Source organism: Azospirillum palustre (assembly GCF_002573965.1).
GTDB classification, from domain to species: domain Bacteria; phylum Pseudomonadota; class Alphaproteobacteria; order Azospirillales; family Azospirillaceae; genus Azospirillum; species Azospirillum palustre.
This window is the reverse complement of the sequence record NZ_PDKW01000043.1, coordinates 77,824-103,997: the sequence shown is the minus strand read 5'-3', so window position 1 is coordinate 103,997 and position 26,174 is coordinate 77,824. Positions and strand designations below refer to the sequence as shown.

The following is a 26,174-nucleotide window of genomic DNA, read 5'->3' as shown; positions in this document are numbered from 1 at the left end:
ACTGGAGCGGGCGAAGGGATTCGAACCCTCGACCCCAACCTTGGCAAGGTTGTGCTCTACCCCTGAGCTACGCCCGCGCTCCCGTCGTCCGGGAGCCGCTTTCTACGGAAACACGGCCTCCGCCGCAAGAGGAAAATTCACCCTCCCCTCACTTTTTTCGCGACGGCCTCCCCTGCCCTTTCCGCACCGCGGCACCGGGCGCCTTGCGTCCCGGCAACAGGGCGCTATGGTACGCGGCCATACGGCAACGGATGGAGACTGCGGCATGGCCGGCACCATCACCCTGACCCGCGATGGAGTCGTCGCGACCCTGACCCTGTCCAACCCGGACAAGCTGAACGCCTTCGACAAGCCGATGTGGCACGCCCTGATCGGGCACCTGGGCGCGCTGGAGGCCGATGACGGAGTCCGCGTCGTCGTCATGCGCGGCGGTCCCGGCGCCAACGGCGCCCGCACCTTCTCCCCCGGCGCCGACATCTCGGAGTTCGAGAGCGAGCGCAACAGCCCCGAACAGGGGGCGAGCTACGGCGATCTGATGGACGAAGGGCTGGATGGCCTGCGTGCCTTGCGCCATCCGGTTCTGGCCGCCATCGACGGCCCCTGCTGCGGCATCGGCCTTGCGGTGGCGCTGGCCTGCGACCTGCGGGTCTGTTCGGAGAGCAGCCGCTTCGGTGTGCCGGTCAGCCGGCTCGGCATCTCCATGGGACCGACGGAGCTGAAGCTGGTGGCCGACGTCGCCGGCGGTCCGGCGGCGCTGGAAATCCTGCTGGAGGGCCGCATCTTCGGTGCGGCGGAGGCCAAGGACAAGAAGCTCGTCCACCGCATCGTCCCGGATGAAGGCTTCGAAGCGGAGATCGCCGCCACGATCCAGCGCATCGCCGCCGGCGCGCCGCTGGCCGCGACCCTGCACAAGCGCTATGTCCGCCGCCTGTCCGATCCGGCACCGCTGACCGAGGCCGAGATCGCCGAATGCTACCGCTGCTTCGGCACCGGGGATTTCCGCGAGGGCTACCGCGCGTTCCTGGAAAAGCGGAAGCCGGTGTTCAGCGGACGGTGACGTGATAAGGCTGGCGGCCTGTTCAGGAACGAGCCAATAAGGAGAAACACCGCGATGACGATCCATCCAACCGTCCGCCCCCTGCCGCAGAAGACCATCGGTGTGCTCGGCGGCATGAGCAATCAGGCCACCGGGGAATATTACCGTCTTCTCAACGACGGGCTGAATACCCGGCTGGGCGGCTGGGACAACGGCGAGATCGTCATCGTCAGCGTGAATTTCGGCAACATCGAGCATTTCGTCCGCACCGGCGACTGGAACGGCGCCGAACGCTATCTCTCAGGCAAGGTCGACGCGCTGGAGCGGGCCGGCGCCGATCTGGTCATCTGCGTGTCCAACACCATGCACCGGGTGGTCGAGCCGATCATGGCCGGCCGCAGCATCCCTTTCATCCACATCGCCGACCCGACGGGCGAGGCGATCGCGAAGGCCGGGCTGCAGCGGGTCGGCCTGCTCGGCACCGCGGCGACCATGCGGTCCGACCTGCTGGCGGAACGGTTCCGCGACCGTTTCGGCGTCGAGCTTCTGGTGCCCGACGAGGCCGACCGGGCCCTTGTCGACCGCATCATCTTCGACGAGCTGGTGCGGCGCGACCTCCGCCCCGACTCCAAGGCCGAGTACCTGCGCATCGTCGAGGATCTGCGCCGCCGCGGCGCCGGGGGCGTGATCCTGGGCTGCACCGAGATCTTCCTGCTGATCGACCAGCCCGACCTGCCGGGCTTCCCGGTGTTCGACACCACGCGGCTGCACACGCAGGCGGCGGTGGACTTCGTCTCCGCGGCCGGGTGATCCGTCTCTGACCGCGCTTACGCATGGCAGGGCTTTCGCATGGGCGATGGTCAATGCGGCGGGACGCCTCACATTCGTAGGGTTCTGCTTCCTGCCTGACGGTCCGTCATGTCGCGCGTCACCCCGCTGATCATCGCCTGCGCCCTGTTCATGGAGAATCTCGACTCGACGGTGATCGCCACCGCCCTGCCGGGGATCGCGCAGTCGATGGGCGAGGATCCGCTGCGGCTCAGTCTGGCGATGACCTCCTACATGCTGGCGCTGGCGGTGTTCCTGCCGGTCAGCGGCTGGGCGGCCGACCGGTACGGCGCCCGCACCGTCTTCGCCAGCGCCATCGGCGTCTTCATGGCGGGGTCCATCGCCTGCGGCCTGTCGAACGGGCTGGCGGAGCTGGTGGCCGCCCGCATCCTCCAGGGCATGGGCGGGGCGATGATGGTGCCGGTCGGCCGGCTGATCCTGCTGCGCACCGTGCCGAAGGACCAGCTGGTGACGGCGATGGCGCGGATGACCCTGCCGGCGCTGATCGGGCCGGCGCTGGGTCCGCTGGTCGGCGGGGCGATCACCACCTACGCCTCCTGGCGCTGGATCTTCTTCATCAACGTGCCGATCGGGCTGGTGGGCATCGCCCTGGTGCTGGCGCTGATCCCCAACCTGAAGGAGGAGCAGCGCGACCCGTTCGACGCCCGCGGCTTCCTGTGGAGTTCCGTCGCGCTGGCCGCCTTCATGTTCGGCTTCGAGAATGTCGGGCGCGACCTGCTGCCGGCCACTGCGGTGGCGATCCTGCTGGCGGTGGCGCTGCTGGCGACTTTGGCCTATCTGCGCCATGCCCGGCAGGTGGCGCGGCCGGTGCTGGACCCGTCGCTGTTCCGGCTGCAAACCTACCGGGCGTCGGTGCTGGGCGGCACCCTGTTCCGCATCGGCATCGGCGCGGTGCCCTTCCTGATGCCGGTGATGCTGCAGATCGGCTTCGGCCTGACCGCCTTCGAGTCGGGCGCCCTCACCTTCGCCGGGGCGGCGGGCGCCCTGACCATGAAGGCGCTGGCCGGCCCGATCCTGCGCCGCTTCGGCTTCCGTCCGGTGCTGACGTTGAACTCCATCGTCAGCGGCGTGATCCTGGCCAGCTACGGCGCCTTCCGCCCCGACACGCCGCATCTGGTGATCCTCGGCGCCTTGCTGCTGGGCGGCTTCTTCCGGTCGCTGCAATTCACCGGCATGAATACGCTGAGCTATGCCGAGGTGCCGCAGCCGATGACAAGCCGCGCCAACACGCTGGCCAGCGTGATGCAGCAGCTGTCGATGAGCCTCGGCGTCGCCGTCGGCGCCACCACGCTTCACCTGACCGTGCAGTGGAGCGGCACGCTGACCCCGGCCTCTTTCGTTCCCGCCTTCCTGACGGTGGGGCTGATGGCCTGCGCCTCCAGCCTGCCCTTCTGGCGCCTGCCCGCCGATGCTGGCGACGAAATCAGCGGACATATCGGCCACCGCGGTCCGGACAAGCCGGAGGGCGATGCCCGCAGCGCGACGGTCAAGGCCGCCGCCCTGACCGACGCCGCGGATTAGCAAAACGGGGGCGAACGACCGCCGCCCCGTTTCCGAGCATCGCAAACATCCCTATCCATTATACGGATATGCCCGGATCGCTGTGACTTCGGATGAGAATAACTCCGGTGATCATGATTAATTTTCGTGCGAATCGCTTTTACTAGCGCGTGCGTTCCGGGCGCGTTCCCGCTATAAACATGCATGGCGGCCATGCGCCGTCCTCAAGATAAATGGGAGGCTCCGGGCGGTTGCGCATCGGGGCGGGACAGCATGATGGATTGGGACAAGCTTCGGGTCTTCCACGCGGTGGCCGAAGCCGGCAGCTTCACGCACGCCGGCGAGACGTTGAACCTCAGCCAGTCGGCGGTCAGCCGCCAGATCAGCGCGCTTGAGGAAAGCCTGGGCGTTCCACTGTTTCACCGCCACGCCCGTGGGCTGATCCTGACCGAACAGGGCGAGTTGCTTCACCGCACCGCCCGCGACGTCTTCGCCAAACTGTCGATGACCGAGGCGATGCTGACCGAAAGCCGGGAGCATCCCAAGGGCCCGCTGCGGGTGACGACGACCGTCGCCTTCGGATCGACTTGGCTGACGCCGCGCATCAACGAGTTCATGTCGATCTACCCCGACATACAGTTGACGCTGCTGATCGATGACGACGAGCTGGATCTGGCGATGCGCGAGGCGGACATCGCCATCCGCATGAACACGCCGCGCCAGCCGGACCTGATCCAGCGGCACCTGATGTCGATCCGCTTCCACCTCTATGCCAGCCAGAGCTACCTGAAGAAGAAGGGCTCGCCGAAGACGCTGGCGGAGCTGGACAACCACGATCTGATCACCTATCCGCCCGACGTGCGGGCACCGATCCCCAACGTCAACTGGATCATGGAAATGGGCGATCCGTCGCCCAACCGGAAACCGATCCTGCAGGTCAACAGCGTCTACGCCATCTACCGTGCGGTGGAGAGCGGGCTTGGCATCGGCGCGCTGCCCGACTTCCTGGTCGACAGCTTCTCCAAGGACGTGACGCGGATCCTGCCGGATGTCGACGGGCCGAAGGTCGACGCCTACTTCGTTTATGCCGAAGAATTGCGCCATTCCAAGCGCATCGCCGTCTTCCGCGACTTCCTGGTTAAAAAAGTGGCAGAAACTCCGTTCTGACCACGAACATTTTTAGTGATCCCGTAAGAGAATTGCCAAAAACGACAGCGCCGCTCCAACTTACCGGAGCGGCGCTGTCGTTTTTGGCATTTTTATTAGCTTCCTAAGGGACTTCAGAAGCCATGCGTGTCTTGCATGGTAGATTTATACATTTGTGCCTGGAAAGTTGGCAGCAGAATGGTCAAATTTTGATCGTTGGATGTTGCGACGCAGCATCTGATGTTTCGTCCCGGAGGTCTCCCCTCCGGGGTTGGGTCCTCGGACCCAGCGTCTCCCAGACGTGAAGCCTCCCTGTTCAACTCGCCGCTAATCCATCGGGTTAGCGGCGGTTTTTTTGTGCACAGGGCTGGGCTACGCTGGGGGCCACAATCTGCATGGTCCCGGCTGGCTGTGATCGCCGGCTGCAAGATGGCCGGTAGTCGAGGTCCGTCTTTGCCCAGGGCATCATTCCCAGCGGCAGGTCATCACCGGGGATGGGGCGCCCGGTCGAACCGGAGGCATGCAGAACGCCGCCCGCTCGCTCGACATGCCTCCGCCAATGCAAAAGGGCCGCCCCACAGGACGGCCCCTCACTTACAATCGACAATCGGCCCACAGGCCGGCCAAGTTCGGCTTCAGGCCAGTTCGGCCGTTTCGATCTGCTCGGCGTGCTTGTTCACGTTCTTGCGGATTTGCTCCAGGGCGGCCAGCGGGATGTCGATCTTCACACAGGGGTCCTGAATGCGCGGATCGTCTCCCGGATACAGCGCCTCATACTCGGCAGCGTTGTCGTAGGCCTGACGGTTGTCGGCTTCGAGATAGGTCTCGACCGGCAGCCCTTCGGCGTACATGCCGTCATGGCTGTCGAGTTCGATGTGGAAATACTCGATCTCCTCCATCGCATCCACCTGCCGGATCGACGAGCCGTTGATCAGCAGACGGGCCGAAACTCCGTACTCGCCGATCAGCAGCGCGTGGCTCGGGGAGATATAGAGATCGCGGGACGGCATGTTCTGGGCGATGGCGTCACGGGCGATCCGCACCGGCAGATGGACCTTGCGCAGATGCTCGGTATCGAGGGACGAGCCCGCCAGCAGACGCCGGCCGATCCAACGGATCGAACGGAACTCACCGGTCACCGACGACTTGATCATATCGCCGATCTTCAGGCTTTCGACGGGCACATCGCCGAACATGGAACGAACGTAAGTGCCGCGGAGGATGCAGGTCGGAGTCGCGATCGGAACCATTGCCTGGGAAGTCCCATTTCGGTTTGAGAAACCCTCCGCCTGCCCTTCCTGATTTTCCAGACTGGGAACGACGGTGGTAAGTCCGGAAGGTTACTCCCCTATGCAATTCGTAGGTGTGCGAAGTTGTGCAGATTTACGACCACCCGTGACCAATTGTCTCAGCACCTTGGACGTGACCGCGACCTCCCCCTCACCGCTCCGGGCAACCGCCGCCTTCGTTCCATGACGGCTGCGGCATTTCGTCCCCGTCCTGCCACTCCAGCGCTTCGCGGGCAATGGCGAGGATGTTGTCCAGACGGATGACCAGTTCGTTCTCGCACAGGGCGGAACGTGCCGCCGCCGCCTCGTTCATGATCGCACGCAAGGCTTCGTTTGGCGTCATGCCGTCCCCCGATCCGATGTCGATCCCATGATGCCCGCCCGGCCCTTCGACGGCTCCCCGCTCGGAGGGTCATTTTCCCTGTGAAAAACTTCACAGCACACACCCCGCCGTTTCGCATACCCATTTATGCATCAGCAACGGAGGGCTCTCCCATGCACATGCGCAACATCAGGGTGAACGGCAAGCGGACCAGCATGAAGCTGATGCCGGTGGAGTGGGAGTCGCTTGAGGAAATCTGCGCCCGCGAGTTCATGACGATGAGCGAACTGGTGTCGAAGATCGATGCCGAACGCCAGGACTGCGACAATCTCACCGGCTGCGTCCGTGTCTATGCCTTGTGCTACTTCCGCAAGGCCGCCAACCTGTCGGAGCCGATGCCGCGCCACCGCCACACCGCGGCCGTGGCCTTCGCAGCGGAGTAACGGCGTAACGCGGCCGTTCCGTCAGGCATAAGCGGTTCTCCGAAGCCGCGCCCGCCGGGTTCTTTCCATCGGACAGGACCGCTGGCGTGGCCGCTGCCGGCACACCATGTTCGACGCAGGCCCCATTCCGGCGGCCGACTTCTCTCTTTCGCGTCGACCGAAGCGGTGTGCCAATGCCGGATGCCCACCAGTTTCCCGTCTACAGCGTCGGTGAACAGCGGGCCGATGCGGTCGTCCATGCCGTCGGCGTCATCGCCGGCCTCACCGGTTTCGTCTGGCTGCTGAATGAAGGTGTGTTTTCCGGCGCCGTGCCGGTCCATACGGCACTGGCGCTGACCGTCTACGGCCTGGGTCTGGTGGGGATGCTGACGGCCTCGGCCGCCTACAACCTCGCCCCGCCCGGCTTCGGCAAGGCGATGCTGCGGCGGATCGACCATGCCATGATCTTCGTGATGATCGCCGGCACCTACACGCCCTTCACGCTTGGGCTGGGCCAAGGGATGGGCCAAGGGATCTGGCTGGGTGGCGCCGTCTGGGGCGGGGCCGCCTTCGGCGCCGCGCTGAAGCTGCGCTTTCCGGGTCGCTTCAACCGGCTGGGGATGGCGCTCTATCTCGGACTGGGCTGGGCGGTGGTCACGGCGCTGGAACCGCTCGGATCGGCATTGTCGGCGCCTGCCCTGTGGCTGCTGGTCGCCGGCGGGCTGGTTTACACCGTCGGCGTCGTCTTCCACCTGATGGATCGCATGCCCTACAACAACGCCGTCTGGCACCTGTTCGTGCTGGCTGCGGCCAGCTGCCATTTCGCCGCAATCGCAGTCGCTTTTCTTTGAATGTCGCTCCCTGGATTTGCCAGGGAGGCAGAGGACAAGCCGCAACGGATTCCGTATCTTCCGCGGATCACAGTCCCAGGAAGGCATGATGGGCCGGGCAGAGAAAAACCGAACGGTTATGGACACGCGCAAAAACGGGAAGCCGTCCATCGGCGGCGCAATGCTTGCGGGGGCTGCGGCGGCGCTCTCGATCATGGTCGTCGGCGGGGCCGCAAGGGCTGAACCGTCCTTCGACTGCAAGGCGGCCTCCACGCCGGTGGAAAAGGCGATCTGCGCCGATCCCAAGCTGGCCGATGCCGACCGGGAGATCGCCGGCCTCTACAAGGCGCTGCAGGATCTGTCCGCCGCCGCCGACCGTGACCGGCTGCGGACGGAACAGCGGGCCTGGCTGGCGCAGCGCAACCAGTGTGCGACCGCGGCAGCCCCCGGCCCCTGCCTCGGCCCGGTGCTGGATGCCCGGCGCACCGCGCTGTCCGACTCGATGCCGAAGGCAGTCGCCGCGATGTCCGCCATCGTCGACGGCATCGCCGGCGATCCGGCCGGCGCCGCCAAACGGCTTGCCGAAATCCGCGGCGGGCTGGGCAAGGGATGGAACGCCTACCTGCTGCGCTTCGGCCCCTCCCCCGACCGCGCGAAGGCGGAGGCGCTGCTGCGTGAGGCCATCGCCGGCATTGAGGATTCCTATGCCCGCGAGACGGCATCCGGGGTCGATCTCGCCACCGACGACGGTTTCCTCACCGCTCTGCGCGTCGTCAGCGACGAGGTGGAGATGGCGTGGCCCTGTTCGGTGATGGAGAAGCGCGGAGCGGCGGCCTGGAAGGCGATGGAGCCGCTCTATGGCAGCAACCGCGACAATTTCGGCGCCTATCCCGCCTGCCCCGACGACAAGGCCCTGCTCGCCACCCCCGCCTGGAAGGCGGTTGACAACCTGCTCGCCCCGATGCTGGAAGCGGCCTCCAACCGCACCGGCACGATCCGCTTCGCCACCTACCGCCAGATGGGCATCGACCGCATGAAGTCGGCGGTCGATCCGCGCCTGTTCGTCGCCAATCAGGGCGCCGATCAGGGCGCAGATGCCCCGCAACTGCCCCAGTTGGTCAAGGATGCCTCCGGCTGGTCCAACCCGCGCTGGTTTGCGCCCGGCTGGGGCGACAGCCTGCGCAAGGCGGTGGACGGTGCGGTGACGGCCTGGACGCCGCAGATCGCCACCCGCTACGGCATTCCCGCCGCCGAAGCCCGCAAGATTGCCGAGGCGGTGGCCGCCCAGGGGCTGAATGGCGGCATCGGCCTGATCACCGACAATCTGGAGGTCCAGAAGGACACCCGCCTGCCGGACTGGCTGCGCGGCAGTTGGAGCTGGAGCGGCGGCGGGGCTGACGACGCGCCCTTCAACGCTCCCGCCGGGAAGGCGCGCATCGACGAGACCAGCATCTGCGTCGGCAGCGAATGCACGGGCTACGACGTCGCCGGCCAGGGAGAGGACGCTTTCTTCGATCCCAAGGAGATCCCCGGCGGGGTGAAGCCTGCCGCCAACGCCGCCAGCCAAGCGGTCAGCCTCGCCCCGGTGTCGGCCGGCAGCAGCCTGACCGTCGTTCCGCTCACCGGCGGAAACCTGCTGGTCACCGGCACGGCCAAACCGGTGGTGCTGAAGCGGGACGGAAAGTAGGCAGGCAGCGGCGCCGTCCTTCTCCCGGGAACGCGAAAGTCTTGCCTGCATCGTTCGGGTAAGCGACACTTCGCGGCGCGTGCTGCGGTTGCGGAACCGCACGCGGCTTTCCGGGGGGAGGCATGGCACGGAACCTCAAGGCGCTCGGGTTGTGGCGCACCGCGCTGGTCGCCAGCGTCCGCAAGGACGCGCCGGACCTGTCGGCGCGGCAATTGGCGATCCTTCTCCAGGTTTATCTGACCGACCCGCCGCACACCGTGCGCGGTCTGGCTGCCCTGCTGAACATTTCCAAGCCGGCTGTCACCCGTGCGCTCGACCGTCTGTCGGTGCTGGGATTCGTCAAGCGCAAGCGCGATGCCGAGGACAAGCGCAACGTGCTGGTCCAGCGCACCGTCAAGGGCAGCGTCTATCTGTCCGATTTCGCCGAGCTGGTGATCGCCGCCGGTGCCGTCGCGCCGGAGGACATGGCCCGCATCCAGGCCGACGAGCAGCTGGCCGCCGCCGCCAAGGCAAGGCTGGAGGCGGAGCTGCAGGAGGTCCCGGCACGGGAGGCCGCCCCGCTGGAGGCCTCCGCGTCCTGAACCGGCCCCCCTCCCCTGTCCGAAGGGGAAGGGAACCGCGTCTTACAGCAGGGCTTCCAGAACGCGGTCGGGCGGGGCGTGGCCGTCGGTGAAGGTCTTGATGTTGATCACCACCTTCTCGCCCATGTCGATGCGGCCTTCGATGGTGGCGGAGCCCATGTGCGGCAGCAGGACGACATTGTCCAGCCGCAGCAGCTTCGGGTTGACCGCCGGCTCATGCTCGAACACGTCCAGGCCGGCGCCGGCGATCTCGCCCTTCGACAGCATACGGGTCAGCGCCACCTCGTCGATCACCTCGCCGCGCGAGGTGTTGACGATGTAGCAGTGCGGGCGCAGCAGCTTCAGCCGGCGTTCCGACAACAGATGGTAGGTGGCCGGCGTGTGCGGGCAGTTGATCGACACGATGTCCATCCGCGCCAGCATCTGGTCCAGGCTGGACCAGTAGGTCGCCTCCAGTTCCTGCTCCAGCTCCGGATGGACGCGGCGGCGGTTGTGGTAGTGGATAGACATGCCGAAGGCGCGCGCCCGCTTGGCCAGCGCCGAGCCGATGCGGCCCATGCCCAGGATGCCCAGCCGCTTGCCGCTGATCCGGTGGCCCAGCATGGTGGTCGGACCCCAGCCGGTCCACTGGCCGGAGCGGACCAGACGCTCACCCTCCGCCACGCGGCGCGCGGTGGCCAGCAGCAGCGCCATGGTCATGTCGGCGGTGTCCTCGGTCAGGACACCGGGGGTGTTGGTGACGACGATGCCGCGCTCGCGCGCCGCCTTCAGGTCGATGTGGTCGACACCGGTGCCGAAGGAGGCGATCAGCCGCAGCTGCGGCCCGGCGGCCTCGATCAGCGCGCGGTCGATGCGGTCGGTGACCGTGGGCACCAGCACCTCGGCGATGTTCATCGCGTCCTGCATCTGGGCAGAGGTGAGCGGCACGTCGTCCGGATTGAGCCGGGTGTCGAACAGCTCCATCATGCGCGTCTCGATGACGTCCGGCAGCTTGCGGGTGACGACAACGAGCGGCTTCTTCTTGTCGGTCATCGGTGCTGGTCCTCCCTTGCCCCGGCTGCCCGCATCTGACGGTCTCGGCACAGGCTGCTCCGGTCCATGGTTGCCATACCAAGCGGTCGTTGGACTGTCCAGAAGTCCGTCGCGAAAGGCCACCCTGCGGCAAGCTGGCCGCACCGTCCGATGGGGGTGGCGGCGCTTGCCCTATCGAACGGGTGGTCTCTATAGTGCGGCCCAATTTGCCCTCCCCTATCCCTGTTCCGGTGCCGCCATGCCTGTCCGCCGCTCCGTCCTCGCCGCTCTGGTCCTGATCGCGGGGTTAGGGGCGGGGCTTTTCGCGGGTGGCACGGTTACGGGCGGAGGCACGGCGCTCGCCGCGGAGGGAAAGGACCCGACCCACGCGTCGGGCCTGCCGATCCCCCGCTTCGTCACCGTGCGCGTCGGCGAGGTGAACCTGCGCTCCGGCCCCAACGGCAGCTACCCCATCGAATGGGTGTTCAAGCGCAAGGACATGCCGGTGGAGATCGTCCAGGAATTCGACACCTGGCGCCGCATCCGCGATTGGGAGGGGGCGGAAGGCTGGGTGCACCAGAGCGCGCTGTCGGGACGCCGCGGCATTCTGATCGTCGGCCAGACCCGCGCGATCCATGAGTCGCCGCGCGGCGACAGCGGCGTGGTGGCGCGGGCGGAACCCGGTGTCATCGGATCGCTGAAGAAGTGCCGCGACGAGTGGTGCGAGGTCGATGTGAAGGGCTATCGCGGCTGGATGAAGCGCGCCGATTTCTGGGGCACCTACCCCGGCGAGAAGATCGAGTAGCCGGTCCCTGTCATTCCCAGGGACAGATCGGCGCCGGCAGGGCTTGAAGGCGGGCGGGAAAGGCCGTACGGTCGCGGCCTTACCTTTCTCTACTGCAAGAGCAGTCCCATGAGCGGCGCGTCCGGCAAACAGATCAAGAAAGTGGTGCTCGCCTATTCGGGCGGCCTCGACACCTCGGTCATCCTGAAGTGGCTGCAGGAAACCTATTCCTGCGAGGTGGTGACCTTCACCGCCGACCTCGGCCAGGGCGAGGAGTTGGAGCCCGCCCGCAAGAAGGCCGAGCTTCTGGGCATCAAGCCGGAAAACATCTTCATCGACGATCTGCGCGAAGAGTTCGTGCGCGATTTCGTCTTCCCGATGTTCCGCGCCAACACGCTCTACGAAGGTACCTACCTGCTCGGCACCTCGATCGCCCGGCCGCTGATCGCCAAGCGCCAGATCGAGATCGCCAACATGGTCGGCGCCGATGCCGTCGCCCATGGCGCCACCGGCAAGGGCAACGACCAGGTCCGCTTCGAGCTGGGCTATTACGCCCTGCGCCCGGACATCACGGTCATCGCGCCGTGGCGCGAATGGACCCTGAACAGCCGCACCACGCTGCTGGACTACGCCGAGAAGAACCAGATTCCGATCGCGAAGGACAAGCGCGGCGAGGCCCCCTACTCCACCGACGCCAACCTCCTGCACATCTCGTACGAGGGCAAGGCGCTGGAGGATCCGTGGGTCGAGCCGGACGAGGACATGTACACCCGCTCCGTCGCCCCGGAAAAGGCGCCGGACACCCCGACCTACATCGAGGTCGAGTTCAAGAACGGTGATGCGGTCGCCATCGACGGCAAGGCGCTGTCGCCGGCGGCCCTGCTGACCGAGTTGAACCGCCTGGGCGGCGAGAACGGCATCGGCCGTCTCGATCTTGTCGAGAACCGCTATGTCGGTATGAAGTCGCGCGGCGTCTATGAGACCCCGGGCGGCAGCATCCTGCTGGTGGCGCACCGCGCGATGGAGAGCATCACGCTCGACCGTGGCGCCGGCCACCTGAAGGACGAGCTGATGCCGCGCTACGCCGAGCTGATCTATTGCGGCTATTGGTGGAGCCCGGAGCGTCTGGCCATCCAGGCGCTGATCGACCAGACCCAGTCGCTGGTCAACGGCACCGTCCGTCTGAAGCTGTTCAAGGGCAACGTCACGGTCGTCGGCCGCCAGTCGCCCAACTCGCTGTACCGCATGGACTATGTGACCTTCGAGCAGGACAGCGTCTACAACCAGAAGGACGCGGAAGGCTTCATCAAGCTGAACGCGCTCCGCCTGCGTCTGGGCGCGATGGCCAAGCAGAAGATCGGGTAAGTAAGGCTGGAACCACTCCCCCGCCCGCCAGCCGGGCGGGGGAGCGTTCCTCCGTCTATTGTGCCGCCAGCAGGTCGCGGCGGATTTCCACGGCCCGGTCGGCCGCCTTGCCGACCACCTCCTGAAGCCGGTCGAACTCGGCGCTGTAACTGCCGACGCCGAAGGTCAGCGACCGCAGTTCCACGATCAGATCCTGCATGTCGGCCTGGGGCATGCACGCCTTCACCTCGTCCCAGCCGGGCCAGCCCGGCCGCGCATCGAAGCCCAGCAGTTGGCCGCGCCGTCCGCTGACCAGACGCTGAACCTTCGGCGTGAAGGCGCTGGGCACCGCGATGGTGACGGTCAGGATCGGCTCCAGCAGAACCGGCTCGCAGGTCGGCAGGGCATCGGCCATCGCCTGCCGCGCCACCGTCTTGAAGGCCATGTCGGAACTGTCGACGGCATGGAACTGGCCGCCGGTCAGCACCACTGCGAAATCCACGACCGGGAAACCCAGCGGCCCGCGCACCGCCGCGTCGCGCACGCCGGCCTCCACCGCCGGAATGTACTGGCGCGGTACGGCGCCGCCGACCACCCCATCCTCGAACTGGATGCCCGACCCGCGCGGCAGCGGCCGGATCTCGACATGGATGTCGGCGAACTGGCCATGGCCGCCGGTCTGGCGCTTGAAGCGGGCATGGTGGCCGGTGCCCTTGCGGATCGTCTCCTTGTAGGGCACCTGCGGCGGCTGGCCCTTCACCGCGACGTTGAAGCGGCTGCGCAGCCGGTCCATCGCCAGCTTCAGATGTACATCGCCCTGGCCCCACAGCACCAGTTCCCCGGTCTCGGCCGACTGGTCGAGCGTCAGGGACGGATCCTCCTCCCGCAGCTTCTGCAGGGCGGCGGACAGCTTCACCTCGTCATTGCGGTTCTCGGCGCGGAGCGCCAGCCCATGCACCGGCGGGGCGGCGGCCGGCCAGTCGGCGGGCGGGCCGAGATTGGCCTTCTCGGTCAGCCGGTCACCGGTCGCCGCCTTCTCCAGCCGGCCGAGCGCCACGAGGTCGCCGGCAACGGCCTGCGGCACCTTGGTCTGGTCGCGGCCGAACTGCTGGAAGATGCCGGACACCCGCTCAGCCCCCAGCGTCATGCCGTCGGTGACGGTGCCGCGCCAGATACGGGCGAGGCTGAGCTTCCCGGCATGGGACCCCATCATCGTCTTCACCACCTGCGCCGCCACCGCCGCGTCGGCCGGGATGTCGATGCGGGCCGCGGTGATGGCAACCTCCGGCCCTTCGTGCCGCAGGGCCTTCAGCAGGCGGCGGATGCCGTTGTCGTTCTCCGCCGACCCGAAGAAGACCGGCACGATCAGGTCGTCGGCCAACTCGTGCGCCAGCGTCTCGTAAAGCTCGGCACTGTCGGGAGCCATGTCCTCCAGCAGCTTTTCCAGCAGTCCGTCGTCAAAGTCGGCGGCGGATTCCAGCATCGCCTGCCGCGCCTCGGCCTCCCAGTCGCGGGCGCCGTCGGGCAGGGCGATCAGGTCGGACGGCTTGTGCGGGTTGAAGCGCCAGGCGCGCTCGCTGACCAGATCGACCAGCCCGGTGATCTGGCCGTTCTCGCGCAACGGCACCTCGCGCAGCACCAGCTTGCGGGTCGAGACCTCCTGATAGGCGGCGACGACGTCGCGCACCCTGATATCGCCCAGCGTGTCGATCTTGTTGATGAACAGCAGATGCGGGATGCGGTGATCGTCCAGCACCTTGAACAGCGGGGCCAGCAGCACCGCCTTCTCCGGTGCGGCCTCCGCCACGACGATGGCGATGTCGGCGACCATCAGCGCCGCCTGCGCCTCCCCCGCCAGTTCCACCGAACCGGGACAGTCCAGGATCGACCAGCGTTCCCCCAGGTAATCGAAGGAGGCGACGTTCAGCTCGGTGCTCATCGACCGGGCCTTCGCCTCCGGCGAGTTGTCGCCCACGGCATTGCCGTCGCGCACGCTGCCCTTGCGGGTGACGGCCCCGGCGGCGAACAGCAGGCTTTCCAGCAGTGTCGTTTTGCCGGCGAGATAGGGGCCGACCAGCGCCGCGCAGCGCGCCGTCCGGATTTGCGTATGCGGCATTCACACCTCCCGTCGAAGCTTCGGGCTGTCGTGACCGGGGGACGGGGCCAGGGCGGGAAAGGGGCCTCCGGCGCCGGCCGCCGGGGCGGCCCGTTCGCGTGTGGCACTTCAGACTGGCACTTTAAAGACCTGGCACTTCGAGAAGATTGCGTCCGGATCAGGCGACGGGCGGCGGCGGACGGGCGCTGGAAAACGCATCTGGTCCGGAGCCGGCGGGACGCCCGCATCGGACTTTCGATGCTCCACCTGAACGGCGCGGCTGTCGATGGAAAAAAGGGGCGGCAAACCGTCACGCACGGGCTTCGAGAGCAACCGATGCGTCGATAGGCCGCATCGGTGCGCGGATGACCCGCCCATCCCTGTCCGGCCGACCCAGCCGCACGGATAATACCTTTAAATGCAAGGCGATACCTCCCAAGGATGCAGGCACGCGCCATTCATTCGTAATATTGCTATGCTGCAATGCAATATGATCGCGCCGAAATGGGGCGGACAAACGCATGAAACCTTCTGCTAGTAGCCTTATGGGATAATGGCCGCATGCGAAAGCGATGACGGCCGGACAAAACACGTCAGGGGCGTCCGGCGTTTGCCGTCCGCCCCGCAATCCTTGGGGAAGTGCACATGCGCCTGTGGTTTCGTTTGCTGGCGGTCGCCATGATTGCCGTCGGGACTGCCGTTTCCGCCCCGCTGTCCAGCCCGGCCGTCGCCGAACAGGCCAAGCCGACGCAGGAGGACGCGAAGTCCATCACCCTGAAGGCGGCGGACCTGATCGCCGCCCAGGGCCTGGACGAGGCCGCCAAGGCGTTCAACGCCGACGGTCCTTACAAGCACGGTGAGATCTACGTCAACGTCATCGATTTCGCCGGCGTGTGGAAGGTCTACCCGCCGCGTCCGGCCGGCGTCGGACAGAGCGTCATCAACGTCAAGGACCCGGACGGCCGCTTCATCGTCCAGGACGTGCTTGCCGTCGCCAAGGACAAGGGCGAGGGCGAGGGCTGGGTCGAGTATCGCTGGCTGAACCCCGCCAGCAACAGGATCGAATCGAAGATCACCTACGTGAAGCGCGTGCCCGGCCAGGAACTGGTCGCCTATGTCGGCATCTACAAGTGACGGCTGCTGCATAAGGCGGTGAGCGGCCAGGAAGGCCGTTGGGGACGGAACAGTTGGGGGTGAGCATGAGCGGCGGTGTCTTTGCGCGTCTGTCCGGCCTGCCGGTGGCAGGACGTGTGTTCGCGGCCCCCCTGATGGGGATCGTCCTGACGGTGGCGGCGCTGGCGCTGGCCGACCGCCAGTCGGAACAGGCCCTGGGCGCCGTGGACGCCATCCACCGCGAGGCGGCGGAACAGTTGGGCCGCATCGACCGGCTGGTCGCCATCGCCTACGTCATCCACAGCGACGTGTCCCGGCATCTGGCCCTGTCGGGGTCCGGGATCGAAGAGAAGAAGCTCCAGGCCATGCGCGACGCCATCGCCGCCAACCTGGGCAAGGCGCGCGCCGCCATTGCCGAACTGCGGGCAATGCCGCTGGTCGAGGCGGAGCGGGCGATGCTGGACGAGGTGTCGGTGCGGATCGGCGCCTATGCCAAGGCGGTGGACGAGATGAACCAGATGGCGGCCATCGACCGCCTGATCGGCATCCCGATGATGGCCCACACCGACGACCAGTTCGCCGCCCTGACCGCCAAGGTGATGGAGACGCAGGCGGCCATCGGCCGCTCCACCGCCGCCGCCACCCAGGCCACCCGCGATGCCGCCGCATCGGCCCGCCGCGAGTTCGCCCTGGTGATGGGCGGGCTGCTGCTGGCGATGATGGCGGCCGGGTTGCTGCTCGCCCGCTCCATCACCCGGCCGATGCAGCGGCTGTCGAGCAACACGGCCGATCTGGCCGCCGGACAGCTCGACACCGTGGTCGAAGGCGGCTGGATGCGCAACGAGATCGGCGCCATGGCCCGCGCGCTGGAGGTGTTCCAGACCAACGCCCGCGAGGTGGAGCGGCTGACCGCCGACCAGCAGCGCCAGAAGGCGGAAGCCGAGGCGGAGAAGCGCCGCGCCATCCAGGAGCTGGCTGACCTGTTCGAAGTCCGCGTGGCGGAAGTGGTTCAGCTGGTCGGTTCCGGCGCCCATCAGGTGCGCAGCAACGCCGCCGGCATGCTGGAGCGCGCCAACAGCGCCAACCGGCAGGCCGCCACCGTCGCCGCCGCCAGCGCCCAGGCGGGCACCAGCGTCCAGACCGCCGCCGCCGCGACGGAGGAGATGTCGGCCTCCATCGCCGAGATCGGCGATCAGGTCCGCCGGTCCTTCGACATGGTGCGCGGCGCGGTGCGGGCGGTGGAGGAGACCAACGCCCATGTCGTCGGCCTGTCCGACGCCGCCCACCGCATCGGCGAGATCGTCGGCCTGATCAACTCCATCGCTGCCCAGACCAACCTGCTGGCGCTGAATGCGACCATCGAAGCGGCGCGGGCGGGCGAGGCCGGCAAGGGCTTCGCCGTGGTGGCGAGCGAGGTGAAGAACCTCGCCACCCAGACCGCCAAGGCCACCGAGGAGATCGGCGCCCAGATCGCCACCATGCAGGGCGTGACCGGAGCCGCCGTCACCGCGATCAAGGGGGTGGGCGAAACGGTGGTCGGCATCGACGAGATCGTCGGCTCCATCGCCGGGGCCATGGAACAGCAGGCCGCCGCCACCCAGGAGATCACCCGCAACGTGCAGGAGGCCGCCGCCGGCACCGCCGAGGTCTCCCATACCATCGCCACCGTCTCCACCAGCGCCGGGGAAACCGGCACCGCCGCCGGCGAGGTGTTGCGCGCCGCCGAACTGCTGGACGGTCAGGCGGTGACGCTGAACCGCGAGGTGACGAACTTCATCGGCCGGCTTCGGGCGGGCTGAGAAGAACGGGCAGAGGGGGAGGCACGCGCCCGGGACTCATCCCCTGCCCGCAAAGTTTGCCCGCGAAGTTTGGTCGCATCGGACTTGAAACGATCCGCCTGCGCCCAAGCTCTTGTCCCGGGGCCGCGGGGGCGGCGGCGGCTTACGGCCGCGCTAGAGCCGGGGTATGATGCAGGACCCAACAACAAGGATCGAAGCATGAAGATCGACATCGGGATCTCGGACGCAGACCGCAAATCCATCGCCGAAGGGCTGAACAAGGTTCTGGCCGACACCTTCGCGCTCTACATCAAGACCCATTCGTTCCACTGGAACGTCACCGGTCCGATGTTCAACACGCTCCACACCATGTTCATGACCCAGTATACGGAGCTGTGGACCGCGCTGGACGAGATCGCCGAGCGTATCCGCGCCCTGGGCTATCCGGCGCCGGGCAGCTTCTCGCAGTTCGCACAGCTGGCCTCGATCAAGGAAGAGGCGGGCGTTCCCAAGGCGAACGACATGATCCGCCAGCTGGTCGAAGGTCACGAAGCTGCCGCCCGCACCATCCGCGGCGTCTTCCCGCTGGCCGAGCAGGGCAGCGACGAGCCGACCGCCGACCTGCTGACCCAGCGCCTGCAAATCCACGACAAGACCGCCTGGATGCTGCGCAGCATGCTGGAGTAGTCACCGCACCGGCCGCAAGGCGGTCGGCCGCACAGGATCAGGGCCTCCCCGTCGGGCAGGATGGGGAGGCCCTTTCCATTTTCGGTCCGATCCCTTTCCTTACGCCGCTGACTTGGCGTGCTGGCGGACCGGCAGGTTGGGAATGGTCAGGGTGAAGATTGTCCCGCCGTCGCGCTCGATCTTCAACGTGGCGCCAGCCTGGTGCGACAGCGCCTGCACCAGATTCAGGCCGAGCCCGCTGCTGGCGCCGCCGCGGCTTGGGCGCTTGTGCTGGCTCGGCATGCCAGCGGGCAGCCCGACGCCGTTGTCGCGCACGATCAGCCGCATGCCGTTTTCCTCGCGCTCCAGCAGCACGCGCACCGTGCCCGGATGGCCGTGCGGGAAGGCGTGCAGCAGGGCGTTGGACACCAGTTCGCTGGTGGCGATGGCCAGCGGCGTGGCGCGGTCGGCATCGACGATCCAGTCCTGCGCCTCCAGCTCCAGCCGGGCGGCCGTCGGGTTGTCGGAACGGACCAGCCCGTCGCACATCTGGCGCAAGGCGTCGGCAAAATTGAGGTGCGCCGGCTCGGCCGAACGGTGGAGCAGCTCGTGCAGCAGGCTCATGGTCTGGATGCGGCGCAGGCTCTCGTCGAAACCGCGCCGCGCCCTCTCGTCGATGCGGGCGGCTTGCAGGCGCAGCAGGCTGCAAATGACCTGAAGGTTGTTCTTCACCCGGTGCTGAACCTCCTTCAGCAGCACCTCCTTGTCGGTCACCGCCGCTTCCAGCTGGGCGTTGGCCCGCTCCAGCTGGGCGGTGCGCTGATGGACGTTTTCCTCCAACGTGTCGTAGGCGTGTTGCAGGGCGTCCTCGGCCTCGCGTTCCTTCCGGGCGCGCTGGATGGCGAGCGCGCCGATCACCGCCACAGTCGCGCAGGCCGCAGCGGCGAAGGCGGCGTAAATCCACAGGCGCTCGCTCCAGCGCCGCAGGACGCTTTCGGTGGTGATGGTGACCGCGGCCGACAGGCCGGTGTCGCCGATCGGACGGGCCACGGTGATGTCGTCGGCGTGGCTGGCGGCTTCATCCCCGGGATTGCCGCCCGTGGTGCCGCCGCCCTCCGGCTCGCGCAGCAGCGGCGTTCCGTCCGCCAGCATGATGGAGATGCTGTGGCCGTAGCCGACGTCGAGCGCGCGGTAGACATCGCGGAAGGCCCGCGCGTCGAGCCCCGCCACCGCCCAGCCGCGCGGCGCGGCACCGCTGGCGGCCGTACCGCCCGGCAGAGGCTGCGCCAGGACAACCACCGCGCGCCTGCCCATCCGGCCGCTGCCGATGGTCATGCCATTCGGCTTCAGCGCGGGCATGCCGGCGCCGGGGGCTGCGTCCGGCAGGCTCGACAGCCGCAGGGCGCCAGCGGCATCGCGGATCTCCAGCCCGACCACATGGGGAGCGCTGGCCGCCAGCAAGGCCATGCGGTCGCGGGTCGCCACATCGTCGGGCAGCGGCGTGCCGGCCGGACTGGCCAATGTCGCCGCCTGGGTCAGCAGAAGGTCGCCCGACTCGATCAGACGGGCGGCATGCTCCGCCGCCAGCAGCCCGATGTTGCCGGCGACGCCGGTCGCCTGCTGGACCGCCTCGTTGCGGTCGCGCCAGGCGAAGACGGCCGACAGCCCGATGGTCAGCAGAACCGCGGCGGTGCAGGCGATCAGGACCAGCGCCGAACCGGGCAGCCGGTAAAGCGGAGAGGATTGGGAACGCAGCGCGCGCAACGGCATCGTGTCGGAAACCATCTGGAGATACGGCCACTTCATTCTTAGCCGGAAACGGTAACACCGCCCGGCGGGTGACGGTTCCGCCGAACGCTACCCGTGTTGAAGCGGCAGCGGCCACCACCTATTGTGGGGTGCCGACAAAGTCATCCCGCGTTGGTGAGGACTTGGCAAGACTCCGGCAGGCATGGGGAGGATAGTTTTATGCGGATCGACGGGACGGCCTATCGCACCATCTGGCCGGACGGCGAGGGTGTCGTCGCCATCATCGACCAGACCAGGCTGCCGCACGACTTCGCCGTCGTCCGCCTGACCAGCCTGGAAGAAGCCGCCCACGCCATCCGCGCCATGCTGGTGCGCGGCGCCCCGCTGATCGGTGCGGCGGCGGCCTATGGCGTGGCGCTGGCCCTGCGAACCGACGCCAGCGACCACGGGCTGGAACAGGCCTGCGCCACCCTGCTGGCGACCCGCCCGACCGCCGTCAACCTGCGCTGGGCGCTGGAGCGCATGCGCGGCCGGCTGGTCCCCCTGCCCGAGTCGCAACGCGTCGGCGCAGCCGAGGCGGAGGCCGCGGCCATCGCCGACGAGGATGTGGAGATCAACCGCTCCATCGGTCTGCACGGCGCAGCATTGATCCGCGCCGCGGCGGAACGCAAGGCACCGGGGGAGCCGGTGAATGTGCTGACCCACTGCAACGCCGGCTGGCTCGCCACCGTCGATTGGGGAACGGCGCTCGCCCCGGTCTATGCCGCCTTCGAACAGGGCATCCCGCTGCATGTCTGGGTGGACGAGACGCGGCCGCGCAACCAGGGCGCCAGCCTGACCGCCTGGGAACTGAAGCAGCATGGCGTTCCCCACACCGTGATCGCCGACAATGTCGGCGGCCACCTGATGCAGCATGGCAGGGTCGATCTGTGCATCGTCGGCACCGACCGCACCACCGCGACCGGCGACGTCTGCAACAAGATCGGCACCTATCTGAAGGCGCTGGCCGCCCACGACAACAATGTGCCCTTCTATGTCGGGCTGCCCTCGCCGACCATCGACTGGACCATCGCCAACGGCGTGCGGGAGATTCCCATCGAGGAGCGCGACGGCCGCGAGGTGAGCGAACTGACCGGCCGCACCGCCGATGGCCGGATCGAGACGGTGCGCGTCACACCCGACGGCAGCCCGGTGGCGAATTACGCCTTCGACGTCACGCCGGCAAGGCTGGTGACCGGCCTGATCACCGAGCGCGGCGTCTGCGCCGCCTCGCGCGAAGGTCTGCTGGGGCTGTTTCCGGAGCGGGGGTGAGGGGGAAATGGGTCAGGAGCGGCGATTGGACAGCAGCCGACGCAGCAGCGGCCATCCCAACTGGCGCGGCCTGTCTTCCGCATTCTTGGCATCAAGCCACTGATCGGCCAATTCACGCACCTGCCAGTCACCGAGATAACGGTCGCAGTCGATGGCGGTATAGAGTCGAACCCGCTCTTTTCCCAGCCTTTCGAAATAGGCAAGCGCTCTTTGGCGGTCGATGTCTTCCATAGGCCCCAATGAAACGGAGATTGCGGGACGGCCGGTTCTGACTTTTGCCGATCCTCCGGATATTGGGAGCAGCCTGCCGCCCGTGCAACTGTCCGTTCGTCGTTGTTCCATCCCCCGGAAGGTGAATGGACCGTCCCCATCGGTGGCCGGCTAGCGGCGGCCGGTGTCGAAACAGTCGGTATCGAGGCGGCCGGTGTGCACAACATCGGCGGACAGCGGAATGCCGGCCCGCGCGGCAGCCTGCTCCAGCGAAGCGCGGTCAGGCCAGCAGAGCCGGCCGCCGACCTCCGCCAGGGCGCCCCGCTGCCGGATCACCCACAGGCCGCTGAACGCCATCTCGACGATCCGCCCCATCGGAGAGTCGGATGGCGAGCGGAGCGGCCGATTCCTGTCTAAGTCGCTATCGTCGATTGTCATCTCTGGTCTTCCCAGTGTCGGCCTTTCGGCATTGGACGTCTGCACGCCCGCAGCCGGAGCCGATCTCTGTCTTCCCCAAGGGGTAATGGATGAGGTCCTAAAGGGTTTCCCAGGCAATTCACAAGGATTTTTCATCGAAAAATTTCAAACTATTTGCAAACGTCCGTACACAATTTACGTGGTCTTACCACACCATTTGGTAACCATAACGAAAATGGCGTTATATCTGATACCGGACACCGGAATTGGCCTGCACGCCACGCCGCATGGTCTATGCCGCACATCCGCCCAATCTTCCGTGCCGCCTGCAATCCAAAAGGAGTGGAGCGCCCCGACCGGATGAGAGCGATACCCCCAAATGGTCACAGCAAGGACCGCCGCCACTCACCAAACATAAGCTTGACCGCCAGTTCCCGGCCTGACGACAGGGTGGCGGTCGGCTTATCGACGTGCCTGTGTTCGAAGGAAGAGACCGATGAAGACCACCATGCGGACATTCACCACCGGGGCGATGGCGCTGATGATCGGCGCGACCCTGCTCGGCGGCTGTTCGAACCTGAACCATCGCGAGAACCGCGCGCTGACCGGCGGCGCCATCGGTGCGGCCGGCGGTGCGGCCATCGGTGCCGTCACCGGCGGCAGCGCCGTCTATGGCGGATTGCTGGGCGGTGCCGCCGGCGCGGCGGTCGGCGCCTTGACGGCGGACGAGGGCAGGCACCGGCGCTGAGCGCCCAGGGGTGCAGAGGGGGGACGGGGCGGCTGATCTGCTCCCTCCCCTCCCTACTCCTCGTCGTCCTCGAACTGGTCGAGGCTGAGGGAGCGAACCTCGGTGCTCGGGTTCGGGGCCAGCGGGGCGGCCGGCGGCATGCCGCTCGGACGGGCGGCGGCCAAGCGGTCGGCAGACGGGCGGGCGGCGGCGCGGCCGGGCGGCAGATGGGCGTTTGGGCCCTTCAGCGGACTGTTCAGCGTGCCGCGCGGGCCGATGCTGGGTTCGTCGCCGAAATCGGGCAGCGGCGGGATGCGGTCCATCACCCGCCGGATCAAGGCGGCGATGCGGTCGGCCTCGCCGCGCAGGGCCTGCCCGCGCTCCCCCTCATAGAGCGGGTCGTCCAGGAACTTGCGGATTTCCAGGACGCCGCGCAGCTCCACACCGCACATCTCATGGGTGCCGATGGGCAGGGCCTTCACCCGCGCAAAGCTGGCGAAGAAGGCGGCGCTGCCCTCCACGAACTGGACCACCATGCGGGCGTGCAGACGCTCCAGCGCGGTGGTCATGGGGTCGATCAGATCCTCCATCTCCTCCGGCGCCGCGTCCAGCCGCTCCTGGGTCAGGGCGGCCAGCGCGAAGAAGTCGCGCACCCGCCGGCTGAAGCGGCGATAGCGGGCCAGTCCGCCGACCGACACCCGCTCGCGCGCCGTCTGGGCCAGTTCGGCGGACTGCTTCAGCATGGCGTCGAGCCGCATCAGCAGCGTCGCGATCTCGCGCTGCCGCTGGGCCGCGCTGCGGCCGGGCGTGGGCGCCGGCGGAGCGGCCGGGCGGCGGGGAGGGTTCGAACGCATCATGCCGGTACGGGGTGGCTCCTCGACGGTCCATTCACTGTGGCCAACGTTGGGGGGCAACGCTGGGGTGGAGTCAACGCTGGGTTCGGACGGTGACCGACTTTTGCCCGCCCTCGCGCATCACCGTCAACTGCACCGGCGTGCCGACCCGCAGAAGGCCGATGCGGTTGCGGAAATCGGTGGCGCTGCGCACCGGCCGCCCATCGACCGCGATCACCACGTCGCCGCTGCGCAGACCGCCGCTGTCGGCCGGCGATCCGCGCTCGATCTTGGCGATCAGCGCGCCCTCGTCGCCCTTCAGGCTCATGCTTTCCGCAAGGTCGGGTGTCAGGTCCTGGATGGCGACGCCCAGCCGGCCGCGCCGCACCTCGCCATATTCGCGCAGCTGTTCCACCACCGACCGGACGATGCTGACCGGCACCGCGAAGCCGATGCCGACCGAGCCGCCGGCCGGGCCGATGATGGCGGTGTTGATGCCGATCAGCTCTCCCTGGAAATTGACCAGGGCGCCGCCGGAGTTGCCGGGGTTGATCGAGGCATCGGTCTGGATGAAATCCTCGTAGCCTTCGATCTTCAACCCGCTGCGGCCCATTGCCGAGACGATGCCGGAGGTCACTGTCTGCCCGAGTCCGAACGGGTTGCCGATGGCGACGACGAAATCGCCGACCTTGGTGCGGTCCGAGTCGCCGATCGACAGCGCGGCCAGCCCGTCGGCCTTGATCTGCAAAAGCGCAATGTCGGTGGCGGCGTCGCGGCCGATCAGCTTGGCGCGCAGGCGGCGGCGGTCCTTCAAAGTGACCGCGATCTCCTGTGCGTTCTCCACCACATGGTTGTTGGTGACGACATAGCCGTTGCGGGCATCGATGATCACACCCGACCCGGCGCTGACCTGCGGCTTGGACTGCGGCATCTGGTCCGGCAGGTTGAAGAAGCGGCGGAAGAACGGGTCGCGCAGCAGCGGGTTTTCGGCCTGGGGCGCCTGGCTCAGCACCGAGATGTTCACCACGGCCGGCGTCACCTGCTCCAGCATCGGGGCGATGGTGCCGCCGCCGACCGCGCCCAGGGGCAGCGCCGCTTCGGCCGGCGAGGCGCCGAGGCCGATGGCGGAACCGATCCGGCCCAGCGCCGAGTCGGCCGGTGCCACCAGCGCGCCGCCGGTCAGCGCCGCGATCCCGACCGCCGCCGCAAACATCACCGGACGCACCGCCGTCTTCATGGACTGTTCCTTTCCTTTTGGGAATTTCTAAGGAGAGATGGCCACCGATCGGGCTGATTTGGGATAAAAACGAAGTCTGTTCAAGCCTGTCGGCCGTCCGACGGCGTTCAGAGCCGAGCCGGCCGCCATGGCCGTGCCCTGTCCGCCAAATCCGCTGCATCGATGATAACGTGGTGGCGTCGGAAACTCCCGGTAAAGAAATACGGTGGTATAGGACGACGGTCGGCGCGGCTCCGGAGATGCCGGAAAGGCGCGGCTGTCGAGGAACGGGTTGAGCGCTATGAGCGGCGGGTCACTGCTCGAACTGACCGAGCAAGAGTATCTGCAGATGGAAGAGGCCCTGTCGCAGACCGCGCGGGGACGGGCCTTCCTGCGCATGCGCGACCGGCGCAGCCGCGTCGTCGCCTCCGACGAGTTCCACCGGCTGGTGGACAAGCTGGGTACCCAGGTCGACCGGCTGAGCGGTACATCGCCCAGCGCCTTCACCGCCTTCGCCCCCGGCGAGGATCCGCGCATCCAGCAGGAGCTGACCGCCATCACCCAGGTGGTGCGCGAGGCGCGCAGCGACATCGCAGCCCTGAAGGCGACCGACACCGGGTCCAACCGCATCGAGGCGGCGACCGGCGAGTTGGACGAGATCGTCGCCGCCACCGAACGCGCCACCACCGACATCCTGAACGCGACGGAGAAGATTCAGGAAATCACCATGTCGATCCCGCGCGACGACGAGGATCTGGCCGAACGGATCGACGCGGTCGAGGCGTGGTGCATCGAGATCATGACCGCTTGCTCCTTCCAGGACATCACCGGCCAGCGCACCACCAAGGTCGTCAACACGCTGCGCTACATCGAAGAGCGCGTGAACACGATGATCGAGATCTGGGGCGTCGAGCGGCTGGCCGTCGACCCCCAGCAGCATGCGTCGGGCGAGGTGTCCTCGCACCGCAAGCTGGGCGACACCCGGCCAGACGCGCATCTGCTGAACGGACCGCAGCTGGGCGGGCCGGAAGTCACCCAGGACGCCATCGACGCGCTGTTCGACAGCGTGCCGGGGGTTGCGGAGCGGGCCGAGCCTTTGCCGGCCGATGTGGAGCCCTCCCCACCACCGCCTCCACCCCCGCCACCCCCGCCCCCGCCTCCTGTCGCGAAGCCGGCTCCGCCGCCCCCTCCGGCTGCCGATTCGGGCGGAGGCGGGATCTCCCAGGCCGACATCGACGCCCTGTTCGCGTGACCGGCC

25 protein-coding genes and 1 tRNA gene are annotated in these 26,174 nt (G+C 67.5%); 16 read left to right on the top strand and 10 right to left on the bottom strand.

What is annotated here, in order from left to right; all coding sequences use genetic code 11:
• Positions 1 to 2: 2 nt before the first annotated feature.
• Positions 3 to 77: transfer RNA gene (locus CRT60_RS22905), tRNA-Gly, on the bottom strand.
• Positions 78 to 265: 188 nt separating this feature from the next.
• Here CRT60_RS22905 and CRT60_RS22900 point away from each other — a divergent pair.
• From CRT60_RS22900 to CRT60_RS22885, 4 genes are all read left to right on the top strand, one after another.
• A complete protein-coding gene (locus tag CRT60_RS22900; protein ID WP_098738893.1) occupies positions 266 to 1,057 on the top strand; it encodes an enoyl-CoA hydratase/isomerase family protein in 792 nt (263 codons plus the stop codon).
• A gap of 54 nt (positions 1,058 to 1,111) precedes the next feature.
• Entirely contained in the window at positions 1,112 to 1,846 is a 735-nt protein-coding gene (locus CRT60_RS22895) for an aspartate/glutamate racemase family protein (RefSeq protein WP_098738892.1), read from the top strand.
• A gap of 108 nt (positions 1,847 to 1,954) precedes the next feature.
• Positions 1,955 to 3,406 (top strand): DHA2 family efflux MFS transporter permease subunit, encoded by a 1,452-nt coding sequence (locus CRT60_RS22890; protein WP_098738891.1) that lies wholly within the window; start codon positions 1,955 to 1,957, stop codon positions 3,404 to 3,406.
• A gap of 255 nt (positions 3,407 to 3,661) precedes the next feature.
• Complete coding sequence (locus CRT60_RS22885; protein WP_098738890.1) at positions 3,662 to 4,552, top strand: LysR family transcriptional regulator; 891 nt, start codon at positions 3,662 to 3,664, stop codon at positions 4,550 to 4,552.
• Positions 4,553 to 5,166: 614 nt separating this feature from the next.
• Here the strand turns inward: CRT60_RS22885 and CRT60_RS22880 are convergent.
• Positions 5,167 to 5,781, bottom strand: coding sequence for a Hint domain-containing protein (locus CRT60_RS22880; protein ID WP_098738889.1), 615 nt, complete (start codon positions 5,779 to 5,781; stop codon positions 5,167 to 5,169).
• A gap of 190 nt (positions 5,782 to 5,971) precedes the next feature.
• Positions 5,972 to 6,163 (bottom strand): hypothetical protein, encoded by a 192-nt coding sequence (locus tag CRT60_RS22875; protein WP_098738888.1) that lies wholly within the window; start codon positions 6,161 to 6,163, stop codon positions 5,972 to 5,974.
• Positions 6,164 to 6,315: 152 nt separating this feature from the next.
• Between CRT60_RS22875 and CRT60_RS22870 the strand changes: the two genes are divergently transcribed.
• The 4 genes from CRT60_RS22870 (at position 6,316) to CRT60_RS22855 (ending at position 9,662) form a co-directional block, all read left to right on the top strand.
• Positions 6,316 to 6,585 carry a ribbon-helix-helix domain-containing protein gene (locus CRT60_RS22870; protein ID WP_098738887.1) on the top strand — a complete coding sequence of 90 codons (270 nt, stop codon included), beginning with the start codon at positions 6,316 to 6,318 and terminating at the stop codon, positions 6,583 to 6,585.
• Positions 6,586 to 6,758: 173 nt separating this feature from the next.
• Positions 6,759 to 7,415: a PAQR family membrane homeostasis protein TrhA gene (gene trhA / locus CRT60_RS22865; RefSeq protein WP_161958117.1), complete on the top strand. Its 657-nt coding sequence runs from the start codon at positions 6,759 to 6,761 to the stop codon at positions 7,413 to 7,415.
• A 118-nt stretch (positions 7,416 to 7,533) separates the two neighbouring features.
• Positions 7,534 to 9,081 (top strand): lysozyme inhibitor LprI family protein, encoded by a 1,548-nt coding sequence (locus CRT60_RS22860; protein WP_244592708.1) that lies wholly within the window; start codon positions 7,534 to 7,536, stop codon positions 9,079 to 9,081.
• Positions 9,082 to 9,203: 122 nt separating this feature from the next.
• Complete coding sequence (locus CRT60_RS22855; protein ID WP_098738885.1) at positions 9,204 to 9,662, top strand: MarR family transcriptional regulator; 459 nt, start codon at positions 9,204 to 9,206, stop codon at positions 9,660 to 9,662.
• Positions 9,663 to 9,704: 42 nt separating this feature from the next.
• On the opposite strand, the gene CRT60_RS22850 is transcribed toward CRT60_RS22855, so the two are convergent.
• The gene (locus tag CRT60_RS22850) at positions 9,705 to 10,694 is read right to left on the bottom strand and encodes a 2-hydroxyacid dehydrogenase (protein WP_098738884.1); all 990 of its coding nucleotides are present in this window, start codon (positions 10,692 to 10,694) and stop codon (positions 9,705 to 9,707) included.
• Between the two features lie 238 nt (positions 10,695 to 10,932).
• Between CRT60_RS22850 and CRT60_RS22845 the strand changes: the two genes are divergently transcribed.
• Both CRT60_RS22845 and CRT60_RS22840 read left to right on the top strand, forming a co-directional pair.
• Entirely contained in the window at positions 10,933 to 11,478 is a 546-nt protein-coding gene (locus CRT60_RS22845; protein ID WP_244592707.1) for an SH3 domain-containing protein, read from the top strand.
• A 108-nt stretch (positions 11,479 to 11,586) separates the two neighbouring features.
• The gene (locus CRT60_RS22840; RefSeq protein WP_098738883.1) at positions 11,587 to 12,822 is read left to right on the top strand and encodes an argininosuccinate synthase; all 1,236 of its coding nucleotides are present in this window, start codon (positions 11,587 to 11,589) and stop codon (positions 12,820 to 12,822) included.
• Between the two features lie 55 nt (positions 12,823 to 12,877).
• Here CRT60_RS22840 and CRT60_RS22835 read toward each other — a convergent pair whose 3' ends face one another.
• Positions 12,878 to 14,917, bottom strand: coding sequence for an elongation factor G (locus CRT60_RS22835; RefSeq protein ID WP_098738882.1), 2,040 nt, complete (start codon positions 14,915 to 14,917; stop codon positions 12,878 to 12,880).
• Between the two features lie 624 nt (positions 14,918 to 15,541).
• On the opposite strand from CRT60_RS22835, the gene CRT60_RS22830 reads away from it, so the two are divergent.
• From CRT60_RS22830 to CRT60_RS22820, 3 genes are all read left to right on the top strand, one after another.
• Complete coding sequence (locus CRT60_RS22830; protein ID WP_098738881.1) at positions 15,542 to 16,030, top strand: cache domain-containing protein; 489 nt, start codon at positions 15,542 to 15,544, stop codon at positions 16,028 to 16,030.
• A 65-nt stretch (positions 16,031 to 16,095) separates the two neighbouring features.
• Positions 16,096 to 17,808, top strand: a complete 1,713-nt coding sequence (locus CRT60_RS22825) for a methyl-accepting chemotaxis protein (protein ID WP_098738880.1) — start codon at positions 16,096 to 16,098, stop codon at positions 17,806 to 17,808.
• A gap of 198 nt (positions 17,809 to 18,006) precedes the next feature.
• Positions 18,007 to 18,474: a Dps family protein gene (locus tag CRT60_RS22820; protein ID WP_098738879.1), complete on the top strand. Its 468-nt coding sequence runs from the start codon at positions 18,007 to 18,009 to the stop codon at positions 18,472 to 18,474.
• 99 nt (positions 18,475 to 18,573) lie between these two features.
• Here the strand turns inward: CRT60_RS22820 and CRT60_RS22815 are convergent, their stop codons facing one another.
• The gene (locus tag CRT60_RS22815) at positions 18,574 to 20,238 is read right to left on the bottom strand and encodes a sensor histidine kinase (RefSeq protein ID WP_098738878.1); all 1,665 of its coding nucleotides are present in this window, start codon (positions 20,236 to 20,238) and stop codon (positions 18,574 to 18,576) included.
• 183 nt (positions 20,239 to 20,421) lie between these two features.
• Between CRT60_RS22815 and mtnA the strand changes: the two genes are divergently transcribed.
• Entirely contained in the window at positions 20,422 to 21,513 is a 1,092-nt protein-coding gene (gene mtnA / locus CRT60_RS22810; protein ID WP_098738877.1) for an S-methyl-5-thioribose-1-phosphate isomerase, read from the top strand.
• Positions 21,514 to 21,525: 12 nt separating this feature from the next.
• Here the strand turns inward: mtnA and CRT60_RS22805 are convergent, their stop codons facing one another.
• Together CRT60_RS22805 and CRT60_RS22800 are read right to left on the bottom strand one after the other, a co-directional pair.
• Complete coding sequence (locus CRT60_RS22805) at positions 21,526 to 21,744, bottom strand: hypothetical protein (RefSeq protein ID WP_098738876.1); 219 nt, start codon at positions 21,742 to 21,744, stop codon at positions 21,526 to 21,528.
• 150 nt (positions 21,745 to 21,894) lie between these two features.
• Positions 21,895 to 22,080, bottom strand: coding sequence for a hypothetical protein (locus CRT60_RS22800; protein WP_143273364.1), 186 nt, complete (start codon positions 22,078 to 22,080; stop codon positions 21,895 to 21,897).
• 556 nt (positions 22,081 to 22,636) lie between these two features.
• On the opposite strand from CRT60_RS22800, the gene CRT60_RS22795 reads away from it, so the two are divergent.
• Positions 22,637 to 22,888, top strand: coding sequence for a hypothetical protein (locus tag CRT60_RS22795; RefSeq protein ID WP_098738874.1), 252 nt, complete (start codon positions 22,637 to 22,639; stop codon positions 22,886 to 22,888).
• A gap of 53 nt (positions 22,889 to 22,941) precedes the next feature.
• Here CRT60_RS22795 and CRT60_RS22790 read toward each other — a convergent pair whose 3' ends face one another.
• Both CRT60_RS22790 and CRT60_RS22785 read right to left on the bottom strand, forming a co-directional pair.
• Entirely contained in the window at positions 22,942 to 23,724 is a 783-nt protein-coding gene (locus CRT60_RS22790) for a hypothetical protein (RefSeq protein ID WP_098738873.1), read from the bottom strand.
• A 70-nt stretch (positions 23,725 to 23,794) separates the two neighbouring features.
• Positions 23,795 to 24,937, bottom strand: a complete 1,143-nt coding sequence (locus CRT60_RS22785; RefSeq protein WP_098738872.1) for a Do family serine endopeptidase — start codon at positions 24,935 to 24,937, stop codon at positions 23,795 to 23,797.
• Positions 24,938 to 25,217: 280 nt separating this feature from the next.
• On the opposite strand from CRT60_RS22785, the gene CRT60_RS22780 reads away from it, so the two are divergent.
• Positions 25,218 to 26,168 (top strand): hypothetical protein, encoded by a 951-nt coding sequence (locus tag CRT60_RS22780; RefSeq protein ID WP_098738871.1) that lies wholly within the window; start codon positions 25,218 to 25,220, stop codon positions 26,166 to 26,168.
• Positions 26,169 to 26,174 lie beyond the last annotated feature (6 nt).